The organism is Kitasatospora sp. NPDC047058 (assembly GCF_040643935.1).
Lineage (GTDB): Bacteria > Actinomycetota > Actinomycetes > Streptomycetales > Streptomycetaceae > Kitasatospora.
This window is the reverse complement of sequence record NZ_JBEYVJ010000222.1, coordinates 1-12,025: the sequence shown is the minus strand read 5'-3', so window position 1 is coordinate 12,025 and position 12,025 is coordinate 1. Positions and strand designations below refer to the sequence as shown.

Below are 12,025 nucleotides of genomic sequence, written 5' to 3'. Positions count from 1 at the left end.
CCACCACACCGTGGTCGTAGCGCGTCCACGGCGGCCGGCGGCCGTTCGCCCGCTCCAGGGCGGCGAAGACCTCCGCCGCCGATCGCACGCCCACCGCCATCATCGTCGTCTCGTCGGCAGTCATGGACCGACGCTACGACCGCCCCCGCCGCCGCGCCCGCCGGCACGGGAGCGGCGGCCGGCTTGCGCCGGGCGGGCAGTCCCGGGCTGACCCGGCCTGGTGAACCTGCCGGCCGCCCCGGCCGGGCACGGTTCGGCCGGTCACCGTTTCTGGACGCCCACCATGCCGTGCAGCAGCAATCCCGCGATCCGCGCCGCCTCCAGGCTCCGGGTGAACGCCGCGATCTGTTCCTGCGGCTCCAGGCCCATCAGGCCGGGCGGCCACGTGCCGGGCGGGACCACGATCACCGCCACTCCCCCGCGCCCCTCCGCGGCCGACAGCCAGCCGGGCGACACCGCCACCCCCGAGGCCGGCTCCCAGACCTGCCGCCCGCCCACGAGCACCAGCCGCTCGAACCGCCGCCCGCCCAGCTCGACCACCCCGGTCGTCGCGGGCGGCTCCCCCGCCGCGAGCACGAACCCGCTGTCCACGGCGTCCACCACCAGCTCGCCGTGCAGGCGCGCGCCGACCTCCACGATCGCCTCCGCCAGCGGCCCTCCCGCCACCTCCCGCACCGCGAACGCCCACACCATCGGCGCCCGCCGCGCCTCACCACCCGCCTCGTCTGCCACACCCAGCCCAACGACCCACGGGCCCCGAGGGCTTCCCCCGACATCGAGCCCCGACAGAAAGCAGGACGTGGAGACCGGCGTGGAGACCGGGGGACGGTCCGGCCTACCGGGCGGTGCCGCGGTGGGCGAGCACCGCCACCTCCGCGCCGAAGCAGACCACCAACCGGCCGCCGGGCGCGGCCGCGACTCCGCGCACCGGGTGGGGGAAGCGCAGCACCGGGCCGGTCCGCCGGTGCGTCGCCGCGTCCCACAGGCGCAGCGTGCCGTCGTCGCTGCCGGCCGCCAGGACGGGCCGCCCGCCGAGGGTCGTGGCGGCCAGCGCCCAGACCCCGTCGGCGGGGCCGTCCGGCATGGTCACCCCCTCCGGACGGCCCGAGGACGCGTCCCACAGCCGTACGCGGCCGCGCCAGTCACCGGTGGCCACGACGGGCCGGCCGGCCACGTCCAGGAGGGCGACGGCGTCGACGGCCGAGGTGGTGGCGGCGCGGAAGGCGGCCACCCGGGTGCCGGCGGCGAGGTCCCAGAGGAGGACGTGCTCGTCGAAGGACTGGTCGGCGTTCATGCCGCTGCTGGTGGCCGCGACCGGGCGGCCGCCGATCACCGCCACCGCGGCGGCGTGCACCGGGTGGGTGTGGCCGTGCAGGGGCCGGCCGGGCTCGCGGCCGTCGGTGAGGTCCCAGAACCGGACGGTGGTGTCCTCGTGCCCGGTGATCGCCACCGGGCGGCCGTCGAGGAGGGTGGCGGCCACGGACAGGGCGTCGTCGGTGGGCAGGGTCCGCAGGCACCGGCCGGTGGCCGGGTCCCGGGCGAACTCCGCGGTAAGGCCGTCGACGGTGAGGACGACGGGTCGGCCGTCCAGCAGGCCGAGGGTGACGTCGGCCCACCGGCCGGCGGGCAGTTCGGCGAGCAGGCGCCCGTGGTCGGCCTCCCAGACCCGGGCGACCGCGTCCCGGCCGGCGGTGAGCACGACCACGCGGCCGTCGGCGACGGCCGTCGCCACGGAGCCGATCGGCTCGCGGTGGCCGGTGAAGCGGACGGCGGGCCCGTCACCGCCGCGCGGCCAGGTGGTCCACTCCACGGCCCACGGCTCGGCGACGTCCACCGCCTCCGGCAGGGCGGGTACGGCAGTGGGGGCAGGGACGGCTGGGACGGCGGTCACGGCGGCGACGCGGCGCGGACGTCGGAAGAGCATGCGGTCAGTATCGGGGCCCGCGCCACGACGGTGGGGCCCGGCCCGGCATCCGTCCGGAACCTCGGCCGGCCCCCTCGTCCCGGCCTCGCTCCTGACCCCCGTCCGACCCCTGTCCGACCCCCGTCCGGCCCTCGTCCGGCCCCCTCGTCGGGCTTCCGGGCGGCCGCCCGGGGGTTCGTGCTACCCGTTCGGCGCAACCCGAATCGTGGTGACGCTCCGGAGTTCACAGACTCGGATGCGGGGGTGGACTCAAACCGGAGAGGCATCCTCATGACCAACGCACTCCGCCGCGCCCTCGCGGCGGCCGCCGTGCTTTCCCTCGGTGTCGGCCTGGCGTCCTGCGGCAGCGCCAAGCAGTCGACCGGCAGCACGTCCCCCGGCGCCGCGAGCGGCACCGCAGCCGGGGCGCTCAAGATCGGCTTGCTGCTGCCGGAGACCAAGACGACCCGGTACGAGCAGTTCGACCGGCCGCTGATCGAGCAGAAGATCAAGGAACTGGCGCCGAACGCGCAGATCGACTACTACAACGCCAACCAGGACGCGACCACCCAGCAGACCCAGGTCGACACCGCCCTGACCAAGGGCAACCAGGTGCTGATCCTGGACGCGGTCGACGCCAAGGCGATCCAGTCCTCCGTCCAGAAGGCCCACGACGCAGGCGTCAAGGTGGTCGCCTACGACCGCCTGGCCCAGGGGCCGGTGGACGCCTACGTGTCGTTCGACAACCACAAGGTCGGCCAGCTGCAGGGCCAGGCCCTGGTGGCAGCGGTGGGCGACAAGGCCAGTGCCGGACAGATCATCATGATCAACGGCTCGCCCACCGACCCCAACGCGGCCGACTTCAAGGCCGGCGCGCACAGCGCCATGGACGGCAAGCTGAAGATCGGCAAGGAGTACGACACCCCGCAGTGGGACCCGAACATCGCCAACCAGGAGGCCGCCGCGGGCATCACCGCGATCGGCGCCAACAACGTCGTCGGCATCTACTCCGCCAACGACGGCATGGCCGCGGGCATCGCCACCGCGCAGAAGGCGGCCGGGATCAACGTCCCGCTCACCGGTCAGGACGCCCAGCTCGACGCCATCCAGCGCATCCTGATCAACACCCAGACCATGACGATCTACAAGCCGTTCAAGCCGGAGGCCGACGCCGCGGCCCGGATGGCCGTCGACCTGGCCACCGGGGCGTCCCTCGGCCCCACCATCGCGCCGACCACCGCGACCAACGGCAGCAACCACAAGGTGCTGGCCAACCTGATCACGCCGATCGTCGTGAACAAGGACAACATCAAGACCACCGTGGTCCAGGACGGCCTCTACACCGTCGCCCAGATCTGCACGCCGGACTACGCCGCCGCCTGCACCGCGGCCGGCCTCCAGTAGTCCGACGCTACCCCGACACGAGCACGCCCCGTCTCCGAACCGGAGACGGGGCAAGGGAGTTGGTCACTGTGGCAGGTGAGACCGTACTGGCCCTGCGCGGGGTCTCCAAACGGTTCGGCGCCGTCCAGGCGCTCACCGGCATCGAACTGGAGGTGCACGCCGGCGAGGTGGTGGCCCTGGTCGGCGACAACGGCGCCGGCAAGTCCACCCTGGTCAAGGCGATCGCCGGGGTGCACCAGCCCGACGAGGGCGTCATCGAGTGGCAGGGCAGGCCGGTCGCCATCCACCGTCCGCAGGACGCCCAGCACCTGGGCATCGCCACCGTCTACCAGGACCTCGCGCTCTGCGACAACCTCGACGTGGTCGGAAACCTCTTCCTCGGCCGCGAGATCCGGCGCTTCACCATCCTCGACGAGGTCGCGATGGAGAGGCGCTCCCGCTCGCTGCTGGACACGCTGTCCATCCGCATCCCCAGCGTCCGGATCCCCGTCGCCTCGCTCTCCGGCGGCCAGCGCCAGGTGGTCGCGATCGCCCGCGCTCTGATCGGCTCGCCGAAGATCGTGATGCTGGACGAACCCACCGCGGCCCTCGGCGTCGAGCAGACCGCCCAGGTCCTCGACCTGGTCGAGCGGCTGCGCGAGCAGGACCACGGCGTGATCCTCATCAGCCACAACATGGCCGACGTGATGGCCGTCGCGGACACCGTCGCGGTGCTGCGGCTGGGCCGCAACAACGGTGTCTTCGACAAGCGCTACACCAACCAGGAAGAGATCATCTCGGCCATCACCGGAGCCACGGACAACGCCGTGACCCGCCGGAAGGCCCGTGGCCAGGAGGGTTCCCAGTGACCGAGAACTTCCCCGGGGGCAGCGACGGCGGCGAGCCCGAGCGCCGCCACGTCCCGCTGCCCGAGGACACCATGCCCAAGGGCGGCGTCAACGCGCCCGTCCCGGTGGCGGCCGAGGCCACCCCGGCCGTCGACCCCCGGCTGATCGTCCGCCAGGAGGGCATCAAGGGATACCTCGGCGAGTTCCGCCGCCGCCTCAGCAGCGGCGAACTCGGCTCACTGCCCGTGGTCCTGGCCCTGATCGTGATCTGGGCCGTGTTCGGCAGCCTGGACAGCAGCTTCCTGTCCGCCCAGAACCTCTCCAACCTGTCCCAGCAGATCGTCGGCACCGGCATGATCGCGATCGGCGTGGTCTTCGTGCTGCTGCTCGGCGAGATCGACCTGTCGGTCGGCTCGGTGAGCGGCCTGTGCGCGGCGATCTACGCCGTGCTGAGCGTCACCGACGGCGTCAACCAGTACGTCGCGCTGCTCACCGCGCTCGTCGGCGGTGCGGTGGTCGGCTGCATCCAGGGCCTCTTCTTCGCCAAGGTCGGCGTCCCCGCCTTCGTGGTCACCCTCGCCGGCAACCTCGGCTGGAACGGCCTGATGCTGCAGATCCTCGGCACCAGCGGCACGGTCAACCTGCCCGGCACCGACATCGTCTCCCGGCTCTACAGCACCATCTACGGGCAGCAGATCGCCGCCTACGGCACGGCGGCGATCGGCGTCCTGCTCTTCCTGGGCGCCTCGTTGTTCGACGCGCGCCGCCGCCAGGCCGCGGGCGTGCCGTCCCGGCCCGTGTCGGACATCGCGATGCGGACCGTGGTGCTGGCGATCATCGCCTTCCTCGCCGCCTACACGCTCAACCAGTACAAGGGCCTGCCGCTGGCGCTCCTGATCTTCCTGATCTTCATCGTGGTGCTGGACTTCGTGCTGCGCCGCACCACGTACGGCCGGCAGGTCTTCGCACTCGGCGGCAACATCGAGGGCGCCCGGCGCGCCGGCATCAACGTGGCCTTCATCCGGATCAGCGTGTTCACGATCTGCTCCACCATGGCCGCGGTCGGCGGCCTGTTCCTGGCCGCGCAGATCCAGTCGGCCAGCCAGACCTCCGGCGGCGGCAACCTCCTGATGAACGCCATCGCGGCGGCCGTCATCGGCGGCACCAGCCTGTTCGGCGGACGCGGCTCGACCTGGTCGGCCCTGCTCGGCGCGCTGGTGATCGGCTCGATCCAGTCCGGGATGAACATCGAGGGCCTCAGCAACGCCATCCAGTTCATGGTCACCGGCGCGGTGCTGCTGGCGGCGGTGGTCATCGACTCGCTGGCCCGCCGCACCCAGAAGGCCGCCGGCCGCGCCTAGCGTCTGTCCGGCGGCGCGCCCGCCCCGGGCGGCCTCAGCCGGTCACCGCGAGTTCGGCGACCACGGCGCGGTGGTCCGTCCCCGGCACCCGGTGCTCGGCGACGGACACCGCCGTCAGCGCGTCGCCGTGCAGCACGTGGTCGATCTGGATCACCGGCGGCAGGTACGGGAAGTCCGCGTTGTCCTCCGGCCAGGTCGGCGAGACCCCGCGGCCCAGTTCGGCGTGGGTGTCGGTGAGCCCGGTGGCGAGCAGCTCGCGCATCGGGGCGTGGTCGAGGGTCGCGTTGAAGTCGCCGAGGAAGACGGCGTTGCGGGTGGCGCCGGTGGCCGCCGCCCGCAGCCCGGCGAAGTCCCGGGACCAGCGCCCGGCGTCGCCCAGCGGGTAGTAGGTGTGCACGGCGGTCAGCCGCACCGTCCGCCCGCCCACCGCGACCTCGGCGGCCACCAGGCTCCGGGCCTCCTCCGGCGCCGAGGCGTCCAGCGGGGCGAGCGACAGCCGGGAGTAGAGCACGGTGTCGCGGCCCGGCCGGACCTGCCGGTGGGGCAGCACCTCACGGATCCCGGCCTGCTCCATCGCGCCGGGCGCCGCCCCCCAGAACTCCTCCATCGCGAGCACGTCGATCCGCTGCTCGCGCACCAGCTTCACCAGCGCGGCGGCGTCGACCTGCCCCATGTACGCGTTGCTGGTGGCCACCCGCAGCCGCGGCGCGTCGGCCGCCACCGAGCCGCCCTCCGGGACGAACCTCGGGACCAGCCAGCAGAGTTGGAGCACCACGAGCAGCCCGGCCACCCCGGCTACCCACCACGAGCGGAGTGCCAGCAGCACCACCAGCGCCAGCAGGGCGCCCGCCGCCGCGTAGGGCAGCAGCACCATGGGCATGGCCAGCGACGTCCCGTCGTCCCAGCCGCCGAGGCGCACCACGGCCAGTGCGGCCGACGGCACCAGCGCGGCCGCGCAGAGTCCGGTCAGGACCCGCCCGGTCCAGCCCCGCCGGCCCCGCCCGGACCGGTCCGCCGCTCCCCGCTTCCCCACCGTCACTCCCGTCGCTCGGCTTCGCAGGGAGGACGCCGCCGCCCGTGCGTCCGGTTCCGGGGCACCGGCGGGCGGGCGGCGGCGGGGTCCGCGCAGGGAGGCGGCGGACGGCGTGACGGTCGACGTGGCGGAAGGTCAGGCGGAGGCCAGCCGGGCGGTCCACTTGGTGCGCCAGGCGAGGGCGTCGGCGACGCCCTCGGCGATGGTGCGCCGGGCGGACCAGCCGAGCAGCTCGCGGGCGTTGTCGACGGCCGCGTAGCAGCCGAGCACGTCGCCCGGGCGCGGGTCGGCCTCGCGGACGTCGAGCGTGGCGCCGACGGCCTGCTCGAAGGCGGCGACCAGTTCGCGGACGGTGGTGCCCTCGCCGGTCCCGATGTTGATCACCCGGAAGCGGTCCTCGTCGGCGGGCCGGACGACCTCGTCGAAGCGGGTGAGCGCGGCGGCGTGGGCCTCGGCGACGTCCTGGACGTGGATGTAGTCGCGGATGCCGGAGCCGTCCCGGGTCGCCCAGTCCACGCCGGTGACGGTGAACGGCGTGCCGTCGGCGTGCGCCTCGATCAGCTTGCCGAGCGCGTGGGTCGGGCTGAGGTCCTGCAGGCCGGTGCGCAGCTGCGGGTCGGCGCCGATCGGGTTGAAGTAGCGCAGGACGACGACGCGGATCCGCTCGGCTCCCTCGCCCCGGGTCCAGTCCTGGAGGACGTTCTCCATCATCTGCTTGGTGCGCGCGTACGGGCTGCTCGCCTCGACCGGGCAGGTCTCGTCCACCCGGCCGTCCGGGGTGGGTGCGTAGAGGGAGGCGGAGCTGCTGAAGACGACCCGGGTGCAGCCGTTGCGCTGGAGGGACTCCAGCAGGTCGACGGTCTTGGCGACGTTCTCGCGGTAGTAGAAGAGCGGCTTGCCGACCGACTCCGGGACGACGATCCGCGCGGCGCAGTGCAGGGTGGCACCGATCTCGGGGTGCTCGGCGAAGATCCGGTCGAGCAGGGCCGCGTCGGCGATGTCCCCCTGGTAGAACACCCGCCCCTCGACGAACTCCGGGCGGCCCTTGGACAGGTCGTCGAGGATGACCGGGGTGATGCCCTGGTCCAGCAATGCGGACGCTACCGTGCTGCCGATGTACCCCGCACCGCCGGTGATCAGGACCTTCTTCATACGCGGTTGCTCCCTCGCACTCGTCGGGGGCCCTGGTGGCGCCCCGGTGAGGGTGGGGACGAACCGATCGCCCACGTCGGTTCCACCGGCTCCGGGATTCCGGCGGGCCGGGGATCAGGTGTTCCTCGTGCGGAAAGCCGAACGGGTGCGGCCGCCGCCGGTGTGATCCGGGGGCGGCCGCACCCGGTGGGTGAGGCATGGTCGTCCGTCAGCCGGTCGGTCCGTCGGCCGGCTGATCAGTGCGTCAGGAGGTCTTCTGCAGCGTCCAGGACTGGTAGGCCTGGCCGTTGGCCTTCTGCAGCTCCAGCAGCCAGCCGCCGTAGTACCAGCGGTTGCTGACGCCGAGCACCAGCTGGGAGCCCTCGGCACTCAGGGTGAACCCGCCGCCCGACGGCGTGAGCCGCCACTTCTGGGCGGCCGCGCCGGAGCAGGGCTGCTGGGCGAGGTACTGGCCGGCCACCGCGTTGCCGCCCAGCTGGAGGCACTTGTCCGAGCGGACGGACTTGATGCGGACGGTGCCGGAGCCGGCGTCCTCGAAGGTCCACTTCTGGTTGGCGTACCCGGTGCGCTGGTAGGCGATGGCGACGGTGCCGTCGTTCATCGAGCTGCCCCACAGGTCGGCGGCCTGGCCGGTGAGACCGTTGACCATGGTGTAGCGGGTGCCGGGCTGCGGCTGCCCGCCGTCGGCCGTGGTCTTGAAGGTGACCGCGCGGCCGGGCTTGGAGACGGCGCCAGCGGCGTCGCGGACGGCGACGGCGACGGTGTACGAGGTGCCGGGGGCGAGCCGGACCACGCCGACCACGGTGGCGCGGACGGTGCCGATGGCCTGGCCGTTCAGCAGGACGTCGTAGCCGGCGGCGTTCTGGACGGCGGGCCAGCTCAGCACGGCCGAGTTCTGGGTGACCTGGCTGACCGTCATGTCCGGCCCGGTGGTGCTGCCGGTGGGCGAGGCGGTCGGGCTGGGCGAGCCGGTCCTGGTCGGCGTCCCGGTGGGCGACGGGGTGCCGGTGGGCGACGGCGTGCCGGTCGGGCTCGGGGTGGTGGTGCCGGTCGGGGACGGCGACGCGGTGCGGGTCGGGGTGGACGTCGCGGTGGGCGTCGCGGTGGGCGTCGGGTTGGGGTTCGGGCCGGTGCCGTTGCCGGCGATCAGGAAGCGGTTGTTGGCGACGTTCCAGTGCGTGGCGAGGTAGCTGCCGGCCGCGGGGCTGGTGTTGTAGTAGTCGTCGTGGCGGCAGTCGAGCCGCATGTCGCTGTTGTTGTCAGGGCAGACGGTCTTCATCTGCGGGTAGTACGGGGTGTCCGAGTAGCACATCAGGTCCCACTCGTCGACGCAGTGGCCGCCCTTGCTGGAGTTCGGCGCGCTGTTGCTCACCGCGCCCAGGTTGTGGCCGAGCTCGTGCGCCGCGGTGTGGCCGCCCCAGCAGCCGGAGTCGGTCCGGCCGTAGGAGGGGCCGAAGTTGCTCATGTTGTCCTGGCCGGGACGCTCGTCACCCGCGAAGGTGCCGATGCCGCAGTACACCTTGGCGTCGGTGAACATCATGTACTTGCGGTCCTTGCGGTTGAACCCCTGCGCGGCGAGCGCACGGTTCGTCGCGTTGAAGTCCTGGAGCTCGGAGTCCGAGACCTGCACGTTCAGCACCGAGGCGGTGCAGTCGGACTCGGTGACGAAGCGCACGTGCCGGACGCCGCCGGTCTCCTGGGCGCTGGCGTTGTAGATGACGTCGACGTCCGCGGCCCACTTCTTGAACGAGGCCAGGTACTGGGCGAAGCGGTCGCCGCCCGGACCGTGGACGTACACCACCTGCACGCGGTTGCCGGCGCTGCCGTCACCCTCGCAGACCACGGCGGACCCGCCCGCGGCCGGCGTCTGCTGCGGCGCCGGGGCACCCGCGGCGGCAGCGCCGGAGTCGCCCAGCAGGGCCTTCTGGCCGGCGTCCAGGACCGGCGCACCCTTCAGCAGGTCGGCGGCGGCGGGCGGCTGGGCGTCGGCGGGCGGCGTCAGCGGCGGGGCGGCGGCCGCAGCGGCCACCGGCGCGACGTCCTTGCGGATGTCCACGTCCTTCGGCGGCGCGTCCGGGCCGTGGCTGCAGAGCTCGCCGCCCGGGACCTCCAGCGAACCGGAGCAGCGGTCGCCCGTCGGCAGGGTCAGACCGGCGTAGACCAGGCCGCGGTCGGGCTGGTCCTTGGGTATCTCCTTCAGCGGCGCGGCCTTCTGGTCCCGCTTCGGCGCGGGCGGCTTGCTGCCGCCCTCGGCCGTGCCGGTCTCCCCCGCGTCGTCGGCGACCAGGCCGACCGTGCCCGCTTCCGCCCGGTCGGCCGAACCTCCCGCCGCCGCCGTGGCGCCGCCGCGATCGGCAGCGGGTTCCAGTGCGGTCTGGATGCCCAGCGCGCCGGCCAGCAGCCCGGCCGCGACGGCCACTGCCACCAGCGTCGTGCGACGCCCTGACCTCTTGCCCCGCATGCGCCGACGTTCCGAACCCCGGTGTCCCATCGCGCCCAGTCTCCTGTCCTCGGTGTGACGGCCCGTCTGCCACCTGATATGACGGCCTGGGCCTTCCGACGCCTTGGAGAGCGGAGGGGGCGGGAGGGGATAACAGAAAAATCTTTCGAAAATCGTTCAGACGGGTTTACGGGGCCGGGAAACGGGACACGCGGGGGCTTCGCCGGGCGCGGATCAGGGCGGTCGGTGACGCCGGGGCAGGAGGAAGGGCCGGGGACGGCGGTGCCGAGGGCAGGAGAAGGCGCCGGGCCGGAGGAAGGGCCGGGCGCGGCGGCGCCGGGGAGCGCGCTCGGGGGGTACGCGCTCCCCGGCAGGGGTGACGTCGGCCACCAGGCCGGATGCTCCCGGGGGTTCGGAATCCGGCTGCCGTGACCGGAATGGTAGACCTGCCGAGCGGCCGTGACCAGAGCTCTGACCAGCCGATTTCCCGCCCGGGACATGCCATTCAGGCCACCGTGCACGGCCGCTCCGGCCGTCGGCCGAACCGGCGTCACCCGGGCCGCACCGGCCACGGCCGCCGCTCCCGGCGCCCGGGTGTCTGCCGCCCGGTCAGGCCGCCGCACGCAGCGCGGGGACGGAGAGCACGATCGGGGCCCGGCGGGAGCCCGGGGCGTGCAGAGTGGCGAGGGAGGCGGCCAGCCGGGCCGGGTCGCCCGCCAGCCAGAGCCGCAGGGCGGCGGCGAGCGCGGCACTCGCCGGGCAGGCCCGCAACCCGCCGGCCCGGGCGAGCCGCTCGCCGAGCAGCGGCAGGAGGTCCGCCACCGGCGCCGGCAGCCAGAACGTGACGGCGCACGGCGCCGGACGGGCCAGCAGCCGCAGCAGCCGGCGCACGTCGGCCTCACCGGAGAGCGCCGGGATGACGTCGAGCAGACCGTCCGCCGCCACCTCCGACACGTCGCTGCCGTGGCCGCGCGCCAGTTCGCGCAGCAGGGCCCGCTCGGCCGCGGTGATCCGGACGGTCAGCATGACGTCTTCGCAGTCCATGGTCCCAGTTCCCGTCTTCCGCTCGGGGTGTGCCCGTCGTGTGGCGTCGTCGTGTGGCTGTGCTCGTGCACCCGTCATCCGGGCCTGCCCCTCTCCTGCCCGTCAGGAGGCCTCCGGTACCGGCGTGATCAGGCCGTAGTGGCCGTCGTAGCGGCGGTAGAGGACCCGGCCCCGGCCGTCGTCGGGATCGGTGTGGAACACGAACGGCCAGCAGGTGAGCCAGAGCCGGCGGGCGGCCTCGGTCGGGTCGAGGCGGGGTGCGGGGTGCAGGCTCTCGGCCGGCGAGAGCCCGGGGCCGCCGAGCCGGGCGGCGGAGTGCGCGCGGACCAGCCGGAGGCCGCCGCCCGTCCGGCGGTGGACCAGGCTGTCCTGGCCGGTGAGCGCGTCGACGAAGAGGTGGAACCCGTGGTCCAGGGCGAGCAGTTCGCGGGCGGCCTGGTCGGGGGTGCGCCGGACCGGCACGACCGTCTTCCGCCGGACGATCTGCCGTTCCGCCAGCGGCCGGGGGACGTACTGGGGGCGGTAGGAGCTCTCGTACGCCACGGCGAGCCCGATGTCCCCCTGCTCGCGCAGCCGCGCGGCCCGGCCGGCCAGCGTGCCGAGCGCGACGTCCACCGCCTCGTTCACGGCCGCGGCGGCCAGTTGGACCCGGACCGGGCCGACCTCCTCCAACCGCACCGAGGCCTGCGCCACGACCGGCCGGCCGACCGCCCGGCTGCGGAGCCGGGTGAGCCGTATCCGGGCGGCGTGCGTCCCCGGGCCGAGCGCCGCGACGACGTCCCGCGCCTGGGCCCGCGCGTACTCGGCGGCATCACGGGACAGCTCACCGCGGATCTCCACCCGGACGTCCGGGGCGGGGCG

The 12,025-nt window shown here is 73.9% G+C and carries 10 protein-coding genes; 3 read left to right on the top strand and 7 right to left on the bottom strand.

The genetic code is table 11. The features are described 5' to 3' along the window. Positions 1-261: 261 nt before the first annotated feature. Both ABZ885_RS26670 and ABZ885_RS26665 read right to left on the bottom strand, forming a co-directional pair. Positions 262-732: a hypothetical protein gene (locus ABZ885_RS26670; RefSeq protein ID WP_360193565.1), complete on the bottom strand. Its 471-nt coding sequence runs from the start codon at positions 730-732 to the stop codon at positions 262-264. Positions 733-835: 103 nt separating this feature from the next. Next, positions 836-1,924: a hypothetical protein gene (locus tag ABZ885_RS26665; RefSeq protein WP_360193562.1), complete on the bottom strand. Its 1,089-nt coding sequence runs from the start codon at positions 1,922-1,924 to the stop codon at positions 836-838. Between the two features lie 270 nt (positions 1,925-2,194). Here ABZ885_RS26665 and ABZ885_RS26660 point away from each other — a divergent pair, with 270 nt between their 5' ends. The 3 genes from ABZ885_RS26660 to ABZ885_RS26650 all read left to right on the top strand — a co-directional run bounded on the left by ABZ885_RS26660 (position 2,195) and on the right by ABZ885_RS26650 (position 5,495). Further along, positions 2,195-3,307 carry a substrate-binding domain-containing protein gene (locus ABZ885_RS26660; protein ID WP_360193559.1) on the top strand — a complete coding sequence of 371 codons (1,113 nt, stop codon included), beginning with the start codon at positions 2,195-2,197 and terminating at the stop codon, positions 3,305-3,307. A 59-nt stretch (positions 3,308-3,366) separates the two neighbouring features. After that, complete coding sequence (locus ABZ885_RS26655; RefSeq protein ID WP_360193556.1) at positions 3,367-4,155, top strand: ATP-binding cassette domain-containing protein; 789 nt, start codon at positions 3,367-3,369, stop codon at positions 4,153-4,155. A 71-nt stretch (positions 4,156-4,226) separates the two neighbouring features. Continuing rightward, complete coding sequence (locus tag ABZ885_RS26650; RefSeq protein ID WP_360193568.1) at positions 4,227-5,495, top strand: sugar ABC transporter permease; 1,269 nt, start codon at positions 4,227-4,229, stop codon at positions 5,493-5,495. Between the two features lie 34 nt (positions 5,496-5,529). Here ABZ885_RS26650 and ABZ885_RS26645 read toward each other — a convergent pair whose 3' ends face one another. The 5 genes from ABZ885_RS26645 to ABZ885_RS26625 all read right to left on the bottom strand — a co-directional run. Then, positions 5,530-6,528 carry an endonuclease/exonuclease/phosphatase family protein gene (locus tag ABZ885_RS26645; RefSeq protein WP_360193553.1) on the bottom strand — a complete coding sequence of 333 codons (999 nt, stop codon included), beginning with the start codon at positions 6,526-6,528 and terminating at the stop codon, positions 5,530-5,532. Between the two features lie 135 nt (positions 6,529-6,663). Beyond that, complete coding sequence (gene galE, locus ABZ885_RS26640) at positions 6,664-7,680, bottom strand: UDP-glucose 4-epimerase GalE (protein WP_360193550.1); 1,017 nt, start codon at positions 7,678-7,680, stop codon at positions 6,664-6,666. Positions 7,681-7,924: 244 nt separating this feature from the next. Beyond that, positions 7,925-10,105 carry an RICIN domain-containing protein gene (locus ABZ885_RS26635; protein ID WP_360193547.1) on the bottom strand — a complete coding sequence of 727 codons (2,181 nt, stop codon included), beginning with the start codon at positions 10,103-10,105 and terminating at the stop codon, positions 7,925-7,927. Positions 10,106-10,729: 624 nt separating this feature from the next. Next, complete coding sequence (locus tag ABZ885_RS26630) at positions 10,730-11,164, bottom strand: hypothetical protein (RefSeq protein ID WP_360193544.1); 435 nt, start codon at positions 11,162-11,164, stop codon at positions 10,730-10,732. 102 nt (positions 11,165-11,266) lie between these two features. Beyond that, a partial coding sequence (locus ABZ885_RS26625) for a sigma 54 modulation/S30EA ribosomal C-terminal domain-containing protein (RefSeq protein WP_360193541.1) occupies positions 11,267-12,025 on the bottom strand: 759 nt, incomplete at its 5' end.

Bases quoted from the DNA above. Each gene is read 5' to 3' on its own strand.
- ABZ885_RS26665 (WP_360193562.1), bottom strand. From the start codon at position 1,924: ATGCTCTTCCGACGTCCGCGCCGCGTCGCCGCCGTGACCGCCGTCCCA.
- ABZ885_RS26660 (WP_360193559.1), top strand. From the start codon at position 2,195: ATGACCAACGCACTCCGCCGCGCCCTCGCGGCGGCCGCCGTGCTTTCC.
- ABZ885_RS26650 (WP_360193568.1), top strand. From the start codon at position 4,227: ATGCCCAAGGGCGGCGTCAACGCGCCCGTCCCGGTGGCGGCCGAGGCC.
- galE (WP_360193550.1), bottom strand. From the start codon at position 7,680: ATGAAGAAGGTCCTGATCACCGGCGGTGCGGGGTACATCGGCAGCACG.
- ABZ885_RS26630 (WP_360193544.1), bottom strand. From the start codon at position 11,164: ATGGACTGCGAAGACGTCATGCTGACCGTCCGGATCACCGCGGCCGAG.